The following is a 17,078-nucleotide window of genomic DNA, read 5'->3' as shown; positions in this document are numbered from 1 at the left end:
TTGGCGCTGTTAACTGGATAAAGCAGTCATGTTGGCCCGCGCCATGTGCAGTTTTTTGTAGCTGTCGATCAGACGCAAGTGTCTGTCGAGCCCCTCCAGTTTCATGCTGGTCGGCGTCAAGCCATGGAAGCGCACGCTGCCGTCCACCGATCCGATCGCTGCATCCATCCGCTCGTTGCCAAACATCCGGCGGAAATTGGCCTCGTAGTCTTCCAGTTCCAGGTCTTCGTCCAGTTTCATCTCCAGCACCACGTTCACGGCCTGATAGAACAAGCCGCGCTCAACCGTGTTGTCGTTGTACTGCAGGAACATTTCCACTGCCTCTTTCGCCTCTTCAAATTGCTGTAGGGCGAGATAAATCAGCAGCTTCAACTCCAGGATCGTCAGCTGACCCAAGGCGGTATTGTCGTCAAATTCGATGCCGATCAAGGTGGTGATATCGGTGTAGTCGTCCAGCTCACTTTCCACCAGACGCTCAACCAGCGCTTGCAGTTCCTCTTCGTCCAGGCGATGCAGGTTCAGGATGTCGGCGCGGAAGAACAGCGCTTTGTTGGTGTTATCCCAGATCAGATCGTCTACTGGATAAATTTCCGAATAGTTCGGCACCAGGATGCGGCAAGCCGTTGCACCGATATGCTCGTAGACCGCCATGTACACTTCCTTGCCCATGCCTTTGAGAATGCCGAACAAGGTCGCGGCTTCCTCGGCATTCGAGTTTTCACCCTGGCCGGAGAAGTCCCACTCCACGAATTCGTAATCCGACTTGGCACTGAAGAAGCGCCACGACACCACGCCGCTGGAGTCGATAAAGTGCTCGACGAAGTTATTTGGCTCGGTCACGGCATGACCTTCAAACGTCGGCTGGGGCAAGTCGTTGAGGCCTTCGAAGCTGCGGCCCTGCAGCAATTCGGTCAGGCTGCGTTCCAGCGCCACTTCCAGGCTCGGGTGCGCGCCGAACGAGGCGAACACGCCACCGGTTCGCGGGTTCATCAACGTGACGCACATCACCGGGAATTCACCCCCCAGGGACGCATCCTTCACCAGCACGGGGAACCCCTGTTCTTCCAGCGCCTGAATACCGGCCAGTATTCCTGGGTACTTCGCCAGCACGTGGGCCGGCACATCCGGCAGGGCAAATTCACCTTCGATGATTTCGCGTTTTACCGCGCGCTCGAAGATCTCCGACAGGCACTGTACCTGGGCTTCGGCCAGTGTGTTACCGGCACTCATGCCGTTGCTCAGGAACAGGTTTTCAATCAGGTTGGACGGGAAATACACCACCTCGCCGTCCGACTGGCGCACGTACGGCAGCGAGCAGATGCCGCGCTCTTCATTGCCTGAGTTGGTATCGATCAGATGGGAACCACGCAGCTCGCCGTCGCGGTTGTAAATCTTCAGGCAGTACTCGTCGAGGATTTCGGTCGGCAGTGCATCCTTACGGCCAGGCTTGAACCAGCGCTCGTCCGGGTAGTGCACAAACTCTGCGTTGGCGATGTGTTCGCCCCAGAACTGGTCGTTGTAGAAGAAGTTGCAGTTGAGTCGCTCGATAAACTCGCCCAACGCCGACGCCAACGCGCCTTCCTTGGTCGCACCCTTGCCGTTGGTAAAGCACATCGGCGAGTGCGCATCGCGGATATGCAGCGACCACACATTGGGCACGATATTACGCCACGAGGCGATTTCAATCTTCATGCCCAGGTCCGCCAGAATGGCCGACATATTGGCGATGGTTTGCTCCAGCGGCAGATCCTTGCCGGCAATATAGGTGCTCGCCTCTGAGTTGGAAGCAGGCATCAGCAACGCTTGGGCATCGGCGTCGAGGTTGTCCACTTCTTCGATCACAAACTCAGGCCCGGCTTGCACCACTTTTTTCACGGTGCAACGGTCGATGGAGCGCAGGATGCCTTGGCGATCCTTGTCGGAAATATCCGCCGGCAACTCGACCTGGATCTTGAAAATCTGGTTGTAACGATTTTCCGGGTCAACAATATTGTTCTGCGACAGGCGGATGTTATCCGTGGGGATATTGCGCGTGTCGCAGTACAACTTCACAAAATACGCCGCACACAGCGCCGACGAAGCCAGGAAGTAGTCGAACGGACCCGGTGCCGAGCCATCGCCCTTGTAGCGGATAGGTTGATCGGCCACCACCGTGAAGTCATCGAACTTGGCTTCAAGTCGAAGGTTGTCGAGAAAGTTGACCTTGATTTCCATGGGGGATTACCAGAATAACGGCTAAACGAATGGCCGCCATTATCCGGCATTTCCGCAGTAAGTCTTGTGGGTGTCTGACGATATGTCGACACCGGGCCTTTTTTAGTGGGCGATGGAGGGTCAGTCGAGTATCAGATGCGGCAAGAACCGGCTCGAATCCTTGGTAATCAAACTGTCGTCCTCACGCACGCCGATGCCGGCGGCTTGATCCCCGATCACCCAGGAGCCGATCAGCGTGTAGCTGTCGCCAAACTTCGGCAGCGGAGCAAATTCCTGAAGGATGAACGGCGCATCGGTGTAGGGGCCGTCCTCTTTTACGATCAGACCGTCATCGGTTTGCAGCTCAATGTTCGCGCCTTCCCGTGAGAAGAATGGCTTGCGCACCCAGCCCTTGGGCACCGCTTTACGCGGGTCAGTGTCCAGATGCGCCGCGAGCAGGTTCGGGTGACCTTTGTTGAACTCCCACAGCAGCGGCAGGATGCCCTTGTTGGAGATGATCGATTTCCAGGGCGGTTCGAAAAACTGTGTGTCGCTTTGCGCAATTGCAGCGCCGAAAGGTTCGTGGAAGATGAACTCCCAGGCATGCAGTTTGAACAGGTGAGGGATCCAGCGATCTTCGAGGTCGACGAAACGTCCGTCACTGGTGAGGCCAATATCCTCGATATCGATGTGCCGCGACTCGATGCCGACCTTTTCCGCGACCAGGCGCAGGTAATCGGTGGTGCCCTTGTCTTCGACCGAGTCTTTCATCGAGGCGAAATAGAAAGGCCGTTTGAGTTGCAGTTGAGCAAAGGCCTGATGCAGCTTGGTGTCGATGCTGTTGAACTGGTCGGCATGCCTGGGCAGCAAGCCGCGTTCGATGCATTGCTCGAGCCAGCCCCACTGAAACGCTGCGGCCTCATACAGGCTGGTCGGCGTGTCGTAGTTGAGTTCCAGCAACTTGGCTGGCCCGCTGCCGTTGTAGGAGAAGTCCATGCGCCCATACAGGTGCGGGTGGCCTTCGAGCCATGAAGTGCGAACCATGTCGAAGAACGGCGCGGGAATGCTCAGGCGCTCCAGCAACTCTTCGCTTTGCACCACTCGCGCCACCAGGTCCATGCACATCTCATGAACCTCGGTGGTTGGGTCTTCGAGGTCGTTCTCGATCTGCTTGAGCGTGAACTGGTAGTACGCGCTCTCGTCCCAATAGGGTTCGTCGTCGATGGTATGGAACAGAAAACCGAGGCTTTCGGCGGTCTGTTTCCAGTCATGACGCTCGGCGCAGAGGATTTTCTTCATGGCCTTGCTCCCTTAGCTGCTCGAACCGCCAAAGCTCTTGCTTGACCCACCCCAGCCACTGCGTGCGCTGGCCTGGCTACCGAAACCACCGCGAGAGGTGGACGATGCAACGGACACCGGCTTGCTGCGGGTGATGGTGTCGGTGTAACTGCTACTGCTGCCGTAACGCGCCTGATTGGACCTGTTGAAGGTTGAACCTGACGATACCCGCTGGCTGAGTGTCGAGGACGAGTAGTCACCGCGATTATCGCGATAGCGATAGACCGGTTCGGAGTAGTAACTGTTACGGTTGTTGCTGAGCATGTTGCCGATCAGCAGTCCCGTCAGCAGGCTACTGCCGGAGAAGCCCGACCCTGCGGCATTCGCTTCCGATGCGGGCAATTTAGCCTTGGCCGCGTCCACTTCGGACTGCGTTACCTCGCCATCGGCACTCAGCTCGAAACCGCCGAGCTTGGGGATGAATTTGCCGGCGGAATCCTGCTGGCACCAGTCGGCAACAAAGTCGGCGTCGCAATCAGCCTGGTTGTCGTACACCGGCGCAATGCTTCGATGCTGGGCCATGGCCTTCATATAGGCGTCAGAACAGATGTCGACCGGGAGCTTTTCATCGGCGCACTGCTGAACGGACTGGAAATTGTACTTTTTGTGGATCTCGTAGGTTTTTTCCGTCGGCCCGCAGCCTGATATGGCCATGGCGACAGACGCCGCCAGCGAGAGCTGAACGTACTTGCTTCGTTTCATCGCAATCTCCGAGGCGCAATCAGTTCTGGGAAGGGGTCATGCACGCGGCATTCAACATGCCGACGCTGATGGCCACTGCCGCGACATAGATACCCGCAGCGATTTCGCCGTTCTTGATGCGCTCAGAGGCGCCTTTTAGCACCAGGCTGGTCACCAGGAACGCCAGCAGTTGTACGAAAGCGGCGATCACCGCCCAGACGACGAAGTCCAGAATGCTGATCGAGTAGGCGATCACATTGCTGGCCGGAATGGCGAAACCGATGATGGCGCCGCCCAGGGCGATTGCGGCTGCAACGTTGCCCGCACGGATCAGTTCGAATTCCCGGTGCGGTGTGATTCGGGTGTAGATGAACTGGAACAGCGCGAACAGCACGGCGGCGCCGAGAATGTACAAGACAAACCCGAGCACGGCGGCTTTGTTCAGGGAGATGGAGAGCGCTTCAAGCATGGACTTCTTCCTTTTTAAAAAGTGTTCAGGTCGGTGGTGTACAGCGAAATACCCAGCGAAGTGCTCAAGCTGATGGTGCCTTCGGCGTCTTCTTCGACGGAAAACAGCAGGAATTCCCGGCGATCGGTCAGGCCGGTTTCGCGGGCGTACAGCATCGAACGATGCCCGATGCTGTAGGTTTCATCCGGATTCTTCAGGTGTTCGCTCAACGGCACCAGTTCGGTCTGGCCGTTCTCGGTGCCCCATTCACGGGTGTATTCGACACCGTTGTGGGTGTAGGTCGGCAGCCCGATCAGGCTTTGAGGGCCGGCCAGCCGACGCAGCTCCGCTTCACTGTTGATGGTGACGTAGCTGAGGTAGTTGAACAGGATCACTGACTCGACCTGCCCGGCGATGTCACCGGTGGTGTGCACTTGCAGCCAGTAGTCTTCGTCGTTCATGTAATAGCGCGACAGCCAGGTCGACTGCCCGAGATCAATGGTGCCGGCGCTCCAGATCTGCTGCGAACCGGGGATGGTCACCGCGGTTTTTTCGTCGAGCAGCAATTTCAGGGTCGTGTCGAACATCACGCCCTTGCCTATTGCCAGGCCCAGCGGGCCGTTGACTGGCAGGTTGTCGTTGGCTGTCCATTTCGAATCGGTATTCGTGCCCGCGTTCGGGGCCTCAAGCCCCAGCAACTGTTTAAACCATCCCATTGGAGATTTCCTTGAGGCGAGTGGAGGCGATGTAGAAGAGTTCGCCGCCCTTGACGCGAGTGGCGCCGGGCGGGTTGATCGAAGGTTGTCGGGCGCCTTTGGCGCGGTAGCCGATAAGGGTCGCGTTGTGGTGTTCTTTCATCTGTGCGTACAGATCGCCGAACGTTGCTTCAAAGGTTTCGGGCAGTCTCATCAGGTATTGGGTGGCGCCTTGGCCCACGCACAGCAATTCATTGATGACCACTGATGAGCCCGGATCCTGAGAAGCGCGCACCAACATTTCGATGGCCATGCTTGAGGTGCATTCCAGGCTGGGCGCGTAGGCACTGGCGAGCGCGGCGATTTCACTTTCATTGAAGTGGGCGACCACATGCCCGACCGGGCTCAGTTGATTGACCGCCAGCACGGTGGCCAGGGTCAGATCGTCTGAATGGGTGCGCACCAGTACGCGTTCGGCGCCAGGTACGCCGGCACGCAGCAAAAGCGCGGCAGAGGACAGGCTTTCGCCTTTGATAAAGGCCGCCTTGCCCGGCATGGGATTTTCTTCGAGGTCGCAATCGCAAATGACGATCAGGTTGTCATTGGACGTTTCGTCCTGTAGCAACAATTCAATGACCCGCTCGCTGGATGCGCCTTCCCAGCCGATGAGAACGGTATGGCCGACCTTGCCGGTGAAATCGCCTTTGCCCTTCATGCCTTTTCTCCATACATCGATGACGCTGCTGGTGGTTTTGCCGATGGCTGCCGTCAGCAGCGCAATGCCCCCGAGCATGACCCAGGTAGCCACGAAAATCCGTCCCGCGGCTGTCTGTGGCGCGAGATCGCCGTAGCCGACGGTGAGCGTGGTGGTGAGATAGAAGTAGGTGAATGTGGCGGGGGCGGTGAGGTGTTGCTCGCCCAGAAGCACCAGCCCCAGATATGCCGTGCTCAGGTGTACGCCCAGCGCAATGGCCAGGCCGGCCCAGCCGAAGCGATGGAAAAAGGACGCCGCGTACGCGCGCAATAAAAGGAAAATCGACATTACATCCCTGACTCCTTGGGGGCTCATTCCTGGCGACGTAATCGCTCTGGCGTCTGAGTGCTCAAGCGCGGTTACCGGACGGCATTAAACCTGCTGCGCGGCGTAGATAACAGTACCTTGGCTGCAATAAACCCGGCGATCGCACCAAAGATATGCCCTTCAAAAGAAATACCCCGGCGAGGAAGGAAGCCAACAATCAGCCCGCCATAGAGCAGGACTACGACACTGGCTGTTATCAGGTTGCTCCAGCTCCTCTGGAACCAGGCGCGCGACAGGAGGTACGCCCATAGCCCGAACACCCAGCTGCTGGCACCGATATGCACGCCGGCAAAACCGAACAGCCAGATCAGCGAACCGCCCAGCAAAATGATGATAGCGCTGACGGCCATGAACCGGTTGAGCCCTTCGACAATGACCAGAGTGCCGAGGATCAAAAAGGCAATCAGGTTGGCGCTCAGGTGCGCAAAGGATGTGTGCAGGAAAGGCGAGGTGATGATGCCGGCCAGTCCGTGCAGGGTGCGCGGAACCAGGCCGAAGGCGTTAAGGCTGTAGCCGGTCGCAACATTGAGCAGTTGCAGCGCAACCATGAAGATGGCCAGGCCGGCGATTGTCTTGAAACCCTTCAGGGCATCCATCCTTGAACTCGATTCGGCAGTAAAGAAGGGCAATCAATTAATGCCTGTCAGTTAAGAGATAGAACAAGCACTGAGTAAAGTTGTGGCGAGGGAGCTTGCTCCCGCTGGGCCGCGAAGCGGCCCCTCTTATCCCCAAAAAGAAGGGACTGCTGCGCAGTCCAGCGGGAGCAAGCTCCCTCGCCACAGGGTCAGTGCGCTTGACTGACTGGCTGACCGGGTTACTCGGCCGATTTTTTCTTCAGGCGTTCCAGGATCGCATTGGCGCTGCCTTCGTTCGGCGTGATGCCGGCTTCGCGCAGTTTGCGTTCCAGGTCGGTGCCGGTCGACGCGTCGGTCAGTTCGTCCTGGGCTTGCAGTTCAGCGGCGCGTTGCTGCTGCTTGGCCTGCAAGCGGTTCAGCGTACCGACGGCGGTTTCCAGCTTGCCGTTGGCGCCGCCACTGGCGATCGAAGCGCTGACCTGGGCTTTTTGTACGCTTTCGCGAGCCTTGGCCATGTCCACTTGCTGGCGCAGGCTTTTGATGCGGTTTTCGGCCTTGGTGATGTCTTTGCGCATGTTGTCCGCGTAACCGCCGAATTCGGTGGCCTGCTTTTGCTCGACATCCAGTTCATTGGTCAGGGTCGAAATGGCTTCGGCCACTTCCAGTGCCAGGTCTTCGCGGTTGGCCTGGATCGCGGCCAGGGCCTTGGATTCCAGGTCCTTGATCTTGGCGTTGTACTCGCTGACGCGGTCAGCCGACAGTTTGTGCTTGGCCATGATGGTGACCAGCTCACGCTTGGCGTTGGCCAGCGCGCTGTCAGCATCGCGAATTTCCTGATCGAGGATGCGCAGGGCCTGTTGGTCGACGATCGATTCGCCGACTTCGTTGGCACCGCCACGCAGCGCGGTGAACAATTTGCTCCAGATGGACTGAGTCATTGGATATATCCTGTTCCCGAATAATTAATTGAAGAAGCGTTCAAAGGCTTCGCTGGCGCGCTGGACGTTGTCGACGAGGGTTTTGATCTCGGTCACGACGTTGGTCAGGCTGGAGTCGGAGCTCAGTGCGCCGAACATGTTGTAAACGATCTGCCCGTTGGGCATGGACTCGATACCGATCGAGGACAGCGGGAACATTTCCCGGCTGCGTAGAACGGCATCGTTGAAGGCCGGGATGTCGTTGATCGACTCGACATCGACCAGGACCGTATCCACGATGATCTGATCGCCAACCACCGCGATGTAAATCGGCAAGCCACCGAAATCGTTCATTTCCAGCTTGATGCTGGACTCGGAGCCTTGAACGAGGGAGAGGGTGATTTCGTTCGCAACCACTTCGTCGAGGGCCTGAAGGGCGCTGTAGAGGCGATCGATGTTCCAGTTATTACCTGCGCTCATGTAATTCTCCGACATGAATGAGCCAGCCAGAATCGGTTGGCGTAGCTGTTTCTCCATCTGCTTGAGCAGGCTTCGATTTTCGGGAAGCACCCAAGTCTCGTGTTTCACATAGCCGGCGGCACCCAGGCCCGCGCGCATCTGCTTCATGTAAAAGCTCGATGGTTTTTTCGCGGAGGGTTTCGAGCGCTCTCCCTTGCGGCTCGCTGAATCGGTAACAGACCCGGTAGGCGGATCTGATGGAGAGCTGCTTTTCATGGTGCTGATCCCGTTGTGAAAAAAAACTCACGCGTGAGAAACACTACAGGCAATTTTTGCGGATCTCAATAGCTCACGCGTGAGATTTTTTGACGTGTATGTGTATGGCAATAGCAGGCCAGTAGCGTGCAAGCACTACTGGCCTTGGCGGATAGAGTCGCAGCGCAACACTCGATTCATGCCTGAGGCGGCAGTTCATGCCGAGTGGGGGTTTTTTCTTCATGGTAGTGGGGTTTTGCCGCGTCAGAGGCCATCAGCTGCGGATTCGCCAGAATGGTTTCCGTCAACAGGCTGTCTTCGCCCTCACTGAACCAGCAAGCGAGGGCTGAATTTCGATTGCCATGCATGTCCACGACGTTCGGCCAGTGTTCGACGCCGTGCGCGTCACTGGGCGCGATGTCGGGGTAATGCTTGGGCGGCAGAACCAAAGCATCACCGGGTCGGAGCCACAGGTCAGCCAGATAAATCTCCCTCGACGCAGGCCGCCAGCGGGCGACGCTGATCACCAGCGGCAAACGCCCATAACGGGAAAAAAACACGTGGGGGAAGTTGTGATATTCGAGGTCGGTCGGGTTGTATGTCAGCAGCTCACGCTGACGCGCCGGCCCCAGGTAAGGAGATTGGTGGCCCGCCCATTTGCCATAGGTGTATTGGCCCAGAATCAGTTGGTCATACTCGAAACGCATGCATTCACCGTTTTCGAGCAGGGTCATGCCGAAGGCTTGTGCCGTTTCCTTCGTTGCCCAGATGGGTTCGTAGCGCACTTCCCTGGCGTGAAAGTCGAACGCCTTGATCCAGTAAGAACCGGTGCTCGTTGGAACCTCACGGTCCTTCCAGCTGATGCCGGAATATCTGGCGCCCAGCGACAGGTCAGGGTTCTCGGGACTCAGCGGGATCAGATTGCCGCGCACCTGAGCACTGGGCTGCGCTAGCCCATGGTCGTTGAACAGATAGGGAAACTGGCGGGGATCGAGCGCTGTTTCCACGCCGTCGCCGATAAAGGGAACACAGTTGAAGACTTGCATCGTAGATAGACCACTCACGCAAGAGGGCTACAGGAAAGGCGGTCAATCGCCTGTGGGAAACCCGCCGACCCGACGCCAGGGCCGGGTCGGCTGAGTCTGCTCGGCATCAACTATACGGACGATGCTGTTCGCGCAGCCAGTCCATGCCGTGAGGTTGGCGCCAAGGCCTGACGGCGGCGCGTTTTTCAACCTGGGTCAGGCACATGGCATTCATCCAGTAATGGACCAGCAACAGGTGAAACACCTCATCGCCGCGTCGGTCCCAGATCACGTCGTCCTGCTGGCGACCCGGTTCGATGGGTTTGAGCCGGCAGTCGTTTTGGTCATGCATGCCTTGCAGGCAGGTGCCCGTCTCGTAGTTGATCAGCAGCACCGGATGATTGATTTCAGGGTAGGGTTTTTCCAGCTCGGGCATGTACCAGTATTGCCCGGGGTTGTGCCTGTCCGGCGTTTGCATGGCGATGCGGGTCTTGTTTTGCGGATCGGTGGCCAGTGCCGGTTTGTCGCCGGTGTTGTTGCGCACGATGTACAGCACGGTGCGTGGGTCTTCCTCGGTCTTTTCCGTTTGCATCAGTTTGACTTTACCGAATGAGTCGTGGGAAAGGCGCGCCTTGATCTTCACCGTTGGATTGAGGTCTTTGCCCGGTTGACCAAAACCGGCGATAAGACCGTCGACGCCGGGCACTTCGAAGTTGTTGCCCGCCAGCACATAGGTCAGGCCGGACGAAGGGTTGGGCTGCATGTTCCGGGTCAGGGTTTCCCAGCGTTTGAGCGATGATTCGCTGGCGCCATTGAGCAGCAGGGCTTCACGCATGGCGCGGGTCGGGTAGTAGCGTGTGTCGCGGGGCCAGCGCTCAGTCGCCATCAGCAACTTGTGCCCGCTTTTTTGTTTCAGCAGCAGGGCCAGTGCATCCCAGAACTGTTCAAAGTCCGTGGCGGACGCATTGGCTGTGGGTGGATAGTGAAAGCTTTCGCTGGTGTCCTTGCTTTTGTCATCGACGAACACCATACGCAGGGCCGGGCCTGTCGCCGCGCCTTTGGGGGTTGCCTGCCGATCGGAACGGCCGAGCACGACCACTGACTCCTGCCAGGTCGCCTCGATTTCCGCCTTGTAACTGGTGTACCACTGGTAGGCCTGTTCCAGTGCCGTACGGGTGTCGCCTTCCTTGACGAAGCAATAGACCGGCGCGATTTTCAACTCCACGACCTTGGGATCATCGGGCAGCGAGTCACGCCATTTGCCGAAGTCGGCGTTGCAGTTGCTCGGATCCACCCCATTGAAATTGATCGAATGCGTACCGCCCTGGGTGGTCAGGTTGGCGTTGCGATGGGCCACGTGTTTCTTGACCGTTTCCGAGATCTCAGTCGTAGCTTTACCGCTGACAAAGGCGCCGTACTCCGCCTTGACCATCGCATCGAGGGTGTTGGTCTCGCTGAGATAAGTCTTGAGCGCGGTCATCGCATAGTTCAACGAGCCACCGACGATCACCTCGTTGACGATATCGGCGCCGAAATCAACAAAGAAGTTGAAAAATGGCTTCGGATCGCGCGGATCAAAGGCCTTGGGCAGTTCCGCGATGCGCGTCTTGAAGGCGTCAGTTGCGTTGGCCGGGTTGACCTCAAAGGTCAGTTTCCATAGCCGCACCGTGTGACTGTAGAGCGCGGCCTCGCGCTCTTCGAGCTTTTTGATGTCGCTGCCGAAGGTGGCTTTGAAACCGGCGGAAAAGGCGCCATATTTGCCAGCGGCTTCGACACTCGACTGGGTATGTCTTTCATACTCGTCGCGGGAGGAAAACGTCTCGACGACGTAGTTGTCCTGGGCGACGGAGGTGCTCATGGTGACGTTTTTTCCGACGTTATAAGACGTGTTTCTGTACTGCACCGCACGCTTGCCCGATTCGGTATCACCGACTTTCTGGCATTCCTTGCTCTCGCCGGCCCAATCGAGCCGGTTCAGTCCGCGACCCAGCAATTGCGAACCGCCGATATCTCGCGGATCGTTGCTCGAGTTGCCCTTCAGTCCATCGTTCATCGCCTTTCTCCCATCGCTCAGGTTGTATCAATTGGTTCCAATTGATGGGATTCAGTATCTGGAGGCGTGTGATAACCGGACAGTCCAGAGCGGTGTCAGTCCGGTATCAGTTTGGTATCAGGCAAGTTGCCATCTTTCCGTTAACGCTGGAGAGGCAGTGGAGTTACACTCGGTCGGCTGCCGTTGGCCTCGAGCCCGGGAGTGCTGTTACCGATATCGAATGGTGCACTCATTGGCGCGCTTGCCCAGTGTGGAAGGGGCGGCCGGGGCTATCAATATGGACTCCAGACACAACTCGCATCCGGCCCTGCCCAAGCGCGATGCCTCGGTATCCGACGGCCGTGTCCTGCTCGATGCCGTGTCGTTGAAAGGGCTGCGCAAACAGCGTGGTCTGAGCCAGGAAACCCTGGCCGAAGCCTGCCTGAACCGGCACCTGTGCGTGTCTATCGCCTCTATCAAACGCGCCGAAACCGGCAAGCCGGTGCTCTACCGCACGGCCCGTCACCTGGCCACGGCCTTCGAGGTCGATGTGAGCGCGCTGTTGGTAGATTCAGCCTCGGCGGCCCTGGTCGAAATCGAGCAGTCGATTACCGAATTGCACGAGACGGCCTTTGCGCAACAGACGCTGAAACAGGCCGATGACACTGTCATCCGCTATGTGCTGGAACTGTCCTTTGGAATCGATGTGCTGTCAGAAGCGGCCACTCCGGCGCTCGCGGCTGAAATTGAACGCCTGGTTCGTCAGTTTGGCGGCGTTCTACTCGGTATGACGCAGGATGTCGTGATCGCCCAGTTCGGTTCTCCGCAGGCGTATCGCAGTGATAGCGAGCGGGGCCTGTTATGCGCGCTGGCGCTGAGCCGAGAACACTTCGTGAAGCCGGGGCACGCCTTATTGCTGCGGCTCGTGCGCTTGAGTGCCGAAACGACGGAGTTGCACGCCGACGCCGTCTTGCTCGCGCAAAAGCCTCTGTCTGATCGCCATGGCCAAGCGCCGGTGTATGTTGCGCAGAACTTGCTCGAACAACTCGCTTCACGGTTTGAGTTTTCGCCCACCGACGATGAGTTTTACGCGTATCGAAAATGCCTGCGCCTGCGCAACCTCGACGAAAATGCGCTTCGTCCATTGGTGGGGCGGGCGATTGAGTTGTTGCAGTTCAAGGGAGTGATTGAGGCCACGCAGGAATGCCAGGACGGACATGTGGTCTACGTGCGCGGTATGGCGGGTATTGGGAAGACCCGCCTGGTCAGCGAATTTTTCGAAATGGCCCGGCAGCGTGGATTCGCCTGCCATCGCGGCGATGTGCTGGATTTCGGCATGGACAACAGTCTCTGGCCCTTGGGGCAGTTGGTGAGCAGTCTGCTCGGCCTGGGCGGATCGTCCCCGACCAGTGCGTCACAATTGGAGGCCGCGTTGTCCCGCCTGAAAGTGGCCCCCGAGCATCGAATGTTCCTTCAGGTGCTGATGGGCGTGTCGTCTGCCGAGCCGCCCATTTTGTATGCCGCGATGAGCAACCAGGCCCGCACCCAAGGGCTGTTCCACGCCTTGCTTGAGGTGTTGCTGCGAATCGCGGTGCAACAACCCTTGTTGATCTGCCTCGAAGACCTGCACTGGGGCGACGTCACGCTGTTTGCGATGTTGGGCAAACTGCTCAACGCCACGGACGAAGCGCCGGTGGTCTGGCTGCTGACGTCCCGTCCCGAAGGCGACCCGCTGGAAAGCGAAATCCGCGCGCACTCTTCCAACCCCATGAGCCTGCTCGACATCGCACCGATTCGGGCACGTGAGGCCACCGTCCTGGCGGATCAATTCACCGATGTCGACCCGCGCTACCGGGCTGACTGCGTGACGCGCGCCCAGGGCAATCCGCTGTACCTGACGCAACTGTTGTCGAGCCAGGAGGGCGTTTTCCCCGACAGCCTGCGGCATTTGGTCCAGACCCGCTTTGACAAGCTGGCCCCTGACCAACGTCGCGCCCTGCATTTCGCCGCTGTCCTGGGTAATCGCTTCGAACTGACGCTCTGGCGCGAAGCGCTGGGGCAGCCCGACTATCTTCCGACGGCGGATATGCGCCAGGGGCTGCTGCGGGAAGTCGAGCCAGGAAGCTACCAGTTTGTCCACGATTTGGTCATGCACTGTCTCTACGATGCGATGCCCACGGTCCTTCGTGAACAGTTGCACCGTGAAGTGGCAAGTCTCTACCGCGAGCGCGACCGGGTCCTCCATGCCCAGCATTTGCTTCGGGCCAACGATCCATCGGCATTCGACGCGCTGTTGGCCGCCATGAATGAAAAACGACTCGCCTGTCAGTACGACAGCGTTCTCGCATTGGCGCGTCAATGCGCGGTGTTTGTCGAGCGCGTGCGCACCAGTTTCCCGCTCGCTTTGTTGTCCGGCCAGGCGTGTTCAGGCCTGGGCCAGACCGTTGAAGCACGGGAGCATTTTCAGCGGGCGTTGGCATTGGCTGAACAGCCGCAAGATCAGATCGAGTCAGCGCTGGGACTTGCGTCGGTCCTCAATACGCTCGATTGCCTGGACGAGGAAGAGCGCCTGATCGAAAACATGCTGCCCATCGCCCAGGCCTTGCAGGCACACACGGCGCTTGCCCGACTGCATCAACTACGCGGCAACATTTATTTCCCGCGCGGCGACTATGCCGAGTGTCGCCGGCTGCATGAAGAGGCATTGTCCTTTGCGCGTCTCGGTCGGCATCTGGAAACCGAGGCCAAGGCCCTGAGTGGTATCGGTGATTCGTACTACGCACAAGGGCGCATGCAGACCGCCTACGAGGTCTTCGATCAATGTGTACGCCTGTGCGAGCGCAATGAGTTGGTACACGTGGAGGCGGGCAATCGCAGCGCGCGCGGATCGGCGCAGTTTTATCTGGGTCAGCCGGAGCAGGCATTACGCGACGCCACGGATGCCATCGAATGCAGCGGCAGGATCGGCAATCATCGAGCGGAAGTTTTCTCGCGGCTGACCGCCGCCTGGGTGCTGGTGGCAAGCGGTCAGGACGTGTCGGCGGAGCAAGAGTTGACCTGCGCGCTGGAGCTTGCTCGCAACCTTGGCGCCAGCCGTTTCGAGGCGATTTTGCTGGAAGGGCTGGCGCGGGTGGCGTTGCATCGGGGCGAGCGCGGGCTGGCGCAGACATTGATCCTGGAAGCGGCGAGCCTGGTCGAACGCTTCGAGTTGCAGCGCTATATCGGCCCCTGGATCTACGGCAGCCTGGCGCTGATCATTGACGATGCGCAGATGAGCCGCCAGGCATTGTTACAGGGCGAAGCTCAGCTCACTCAAGCTTGCCTGGCTCACAATGCCCTGCGTTTCCATGTCGCCGCCGCCGAAGTGTGCCTGCTGGCCGGCGATTTCGAACAAGCAGACCGGCATGGGCAGAAATTGACCGTCGTTACCGACGCCGCGCCTTGCCCTTGGGTCAGTCACCATGCGGGCTTGATCAAGGTGGCCGGTCAATGGTTGCAGGCCGGAGATCGGCGCAGTGAGCAAACGCTGCGAGTGCTGCAGCGTGAGTCGGTGCCGCTCGGGTACGTGGCGACCATGCCCAGGTTGATGAAGAGGTTGGCGTTGCCATCCTGAGGCCTGGCCGGGCTGTTGGTCTGCTCAATTCGAAATGAGTCGCCTCGGACAAGGCCTATTGGCTGGTTACCAGAAAGTCGTCGGTGGACACCACGCTGGCATAGGCAAAACCCAGGGCCGACATGAAGGCGGCGTGAACGTGTGCGGCCGGGACGGTGACGCCGTTGAACTCCAGGTCAAGGGTGGCGCAGGCGTCGTGGATCACCGTGACCGTGTAGCCGAAGTCCGCCGCAGCACGAGTGACGCCGTCGATGCACATGTGGCTCATGCTGCCGATGACCACCAGGTGTTCGATACCTTGCTGGTCGAGGATGTCCTTGAGTTCGGTTTCGCGGAACGAGTTGACGAAGTGCTTGAGCACCACCGGTTCATCGGCGCGGTTCAGGACTTTGGGGTGCAACTTCGCGCCGTCGGAGCCCGGGGTGAAGAACGGTGCGTCGTCGGAGGTGAACTCGTGACGGATGTGGACCACCGCGTCACCGGCCTCGCGAAAGGCCTGGATCAGCCGTGCAGCGTTGTCTGCGGCGGCATCGGCGCCCACCAAAGGCCACTTGCCCTGGGGGAAGTAGTCGTTCTGGATATCGACTACGATGAGTGCTTGCTTGGCCATGAGTGTTTCCTCGAAGTGCTTGTTGGGTGTGATTCAAGTATCAGGTTTTGCAGGCCGTCCGAGGATTGGCCGCACCGACAATAGAAGGGGGAAAACTGACAATGGGCGTAGAAAGGGCAGTCGTCGAATTGGGCGTGCTGATCTATCCTGGCGCGCAGATGGCGGCGGTGCATGGGCTGACGGATCTGTTCGGGGTGGCCAACCGGATTGCCGCCGAGCATCAGGCGACGCAGTTGCCGTTGCTGCGGATCAGCCATTGGCGGGTCGAGGGCGATCAGGCGCCAGAGCGGGTCTACGACAGTCAACCCGGCCCGGCCGGCGCGTTGGTCGCGGTGTTGATCCCTCCGTCGATTGGCGGCTTTTCCGAGGGCCAGGCACCGCAAGGGCTGATCCGCTGGATTCGTCAGCAACACGCCAGCGGCGCGACGTTGGGCGGGGTTTGCGTGGGGTCGATCCTGTTGGCTGAAAGCGGCCTGCTCGACGGCCGTAGCGCCACCACTCATTGGACCTCGGCCAAAGCCTTCGCCGAGCGTTACCCGGCGATCAAGCTCAAGGCTGACACGCCCATCGTCGATGACGGTGACCTGATTACCACCGCCGGGTTGATGGCCTGGTCAGAGCTGGGGTTACGGCTGGTGAACCGCCTGCTGGGGCCGAGCATTGCCACCAGCACGGCACAGTTTCTGGTGGTGGAGCACAGCGACAGCGCGAGCGAGTGCGGCAGTAATTTTTCACCGATTCTCAGCCATGGTGATGCCTCGATTCTCAAGGTCCAGCATTGGCTGCAAAGCACTGGGGCGGTCGATGTCTCGCTGGCGGCGATGGCCGAACGGGCGGGGCTGGAAGAGCGCACCTTCCTGCGGCGATTCCGTGCAGCGACCGGGTTGAAACCCACCGAGTACTGCCAGCACCTGCGCGTCGGCAAGGCGCGGGAAATGCTCGAATTCACCAACGGCACCATTGATCACATTGCCTGGACCGTGGGTTATCAGGACCCGAGTGCGTTTCGCGCAACATTCAAAAAGATTACCGGGCTGGCGCCGAGTGATTACCGGACGCGGTTTGGCGTGACACCGACAGCGGCTGTGGCCCGGTAGGGGAGTGCGGACCCTTGTAGGCGCTGCCGAAGGCTCGGGCCGCGTTCGGACGATCTTTT

Annotated in this window: 14 protein-coding genes; 2 read left to right on the top strand and 12 right to left on the bottom strand. The window is 59.0% G+C overall.

The annotated features are described in order from the left end of the window. Positions 1 to 9: 9 nt before the first annotated feature. The 11 genes from AC1RO5_RS11500 to AC1RO5_RS11450 all read right to left on the bottom strand — a co-directional run bounded on the left by AC1RO5_RS11500 (position 10) and on the right by AC1RO5_RS11450 (position 11,720). The gene (locus AC1RO5_RS11500; protein ID WP_493174961.1) at positions 10 to 2,214 is read right to left on the bottom strand and encodes an OsmC domain/YcaO domain-containing protein; all 2,205 of its coding nucleotides are present in this window, start codon (positions 2,212 to 2,214) and stop codon (positions 10 to 12) included. A 120-nt stretch (positions 2,215 to 2,334) separates the two neighbouring features. Continuing rightward, positions 2,335 to 3,492: a glutathionylspermidine synthase family protein gene (locus AC1RO5_RS11495; protein WP_493174960.1), complete on the bottom strand. Its 1,158-nt coding sequence runs from the start codon at positions 3,490 to 3,492 to the stop codon at positions 2,335 to 2,337. 12 nt (positions 3,493 to 3,504) lie between these two features. Continuing rightward, positions 3,505 to 4,233 carry a DUF1190 domain-containing protein gene (locus AC1RO5_RS11490; RefSeq protein WP_493174959.1) on the bottom strand — a complete coding sequence of 243 codons (729 nt, stop codon included), beginning with the start codon at positions 4,231 to 4,233 and terminating at the stop codon, positions 3,505 to 3,507. A 19-nt stretch (positions 4,234 to 4,252) separates the two neighbouring features. Beyond that, a complete protein-coding gene (locus AC1RO5_RS11485) occupies positions 4,253 to 4,681 on the bottom strand; it encodes a DUF350 domain-containing protein (RefSeq protein ID WP_018925663.1) in 429 nt (142 codons plus the stop codon). 14 nt (positions 4,682 to 4,695) lie between these two features. Then, on the bottom strand, positions 4,696 to 5,376 hold the full coding sequence (locus AC1RO5_RS11480; protein ID WP_493174958.1) for a DUF2491 family protein: 681 nt from the start codon (positions 5,374 to 5,376) through the stop codon (positions 4,696 to 4,698). After that, positions 5,363 to 6,397, bottom strand: coding sequence for an ion channel (locus tag AC1RO5_RS11475; RefSeq protein ID WP_493174957.1), 1,035 nt, complete (start codon positions 6,395 to 6,397; stop codon positions 5,363 to 5,365). The genes AC1RO5_RS11480 and AC1RO5_RS11475 overlap by 14 nt, the downstream gene beginning before the upstream one ends. A gap of 71 nt (positions 6,398 to 6,468) precedes the next feature. Beyond that, complete coding sequence (locus tag AC1RO5_RS11470; RefSeq protein ID WP_493174956.1) at positions 6,469 to 7,032, bottom strand: rhomboid family intramembrane serine protease; 564 nt, start codon at positions 7,030 to 7,032, stop codon at positions 6,469 to 6,471. Between the two features lie 218 nt (positions 7,033 to 7,250). After that, positions 7,251 to 7,949 carry a PspA/IM30 family protein gene (locus AC1RO5_RS11465; protein WP_493174955.1) on the bottom strand — a complete coding sequence of 233 codons (699 nt, stop codon included), beginning with the start codon at positions 7,947 to 7,949 and terminating at the stop codon, positions 7,251 to 7,253. Positions 7,950 to 7,973: 24 nt separating this feature from the next. Next, the gene (locus AC1RO5_RS11460; RefSeq protein WP_007933673.1) at positions 7,974 to 8,555 is read right to left on the bottom strand and encodes a YjfI family protein; all 582 of its coding nucleotides are present in this window, start codon (positions 8,553 to 8,555) and stop codon (positions 7,974 to 7,976) included. Between the two features lie 284 nt (positions 8,556 to 8,839). Next, positions 8,840 to 9,688 carry a hypothetical protein gene (locus AC1RO5_RS11455; protein WP_493174954.1) on the bottom strand — a complete coding sequence of 283 codons (849 nt, stop codon included), beginning with the start codon at positions 9,686 to 9,688 and terminating at the stop codon, positions 8,840 to 8,842. Positions 9,689 to 9,794: 106 nt separating this feature from the next. After that, on the bottom strand, positions 9,795 to 11,720 hold the full coding sequence (locus AC1RO5_RS11450) for an MAC/perforin domain-containing protein (RefSeq protein WP_493174953.1): 1,926 nt from the start codon (positions 11,718 to 11,720) through the stop codon (positions 9,795 to 9,797). Positions 11,721 to 11,997: 277 nt separating this feature from the next. Between AC1RO5_RS11450 and AC1RO5_RS11445 the strand changes: the two genes are divergently transcribed. Next, positions 11,998 to 15,312: an ATP-binding protein gene (locus AC1RO5_RS11445; RefSeq protein ID WP_493174952.1), complete on the top strand. Its 3,315-nt coding sequence runs from the start codon at positions 11,998 to 12,000 to the stop codon at positions 15,310 to 15,312. A 55-nt stretch (positions 15,313 to 15,367) separates the two neighbouring features. On the opposite strand, the gene AC1RO5_RS11440 is transcribed toward AC1RO5_RS11445, so the two are convergent. Beyond that, positions 15,368 to 15,922, bottom strand: coding sequence for a cysteine hydrolase family protein (locus tag AC1RO5_RS11440; protein ID WP_493174951.1), 555 nt, complete (start codon positions 15,920 to 15,922; stop codon positions 15,368 to 15,370). Between the two features lie 101 nt (positions 15,923 to 16,023). On the opposite strand from AC1RO5_RS11440, the gene AC1RO5_RS11435 reads away from it, so the two are divergent. After that, positions 16,024 to 17,019: a GlxA family transcriptional regulator gene (locus AC1RO5_RS11435; RefSeq protein ID WP_493174950.1), complete on the top strand. Its 996-nt coding sequence runs from the start codon at positions 16,024 to 16,026 to the stop codon at positions 17,017 to 17,019. Positions 17,020 to 17,078: the final 59 nt, after the last annotated feature.

The organism is Pseudomonas sp. GW822-FHT02G04 (assembly GCF_058802085.1).
This window is presented reverse-complemented; position numbering and strand designations above follow the sequence as displayed.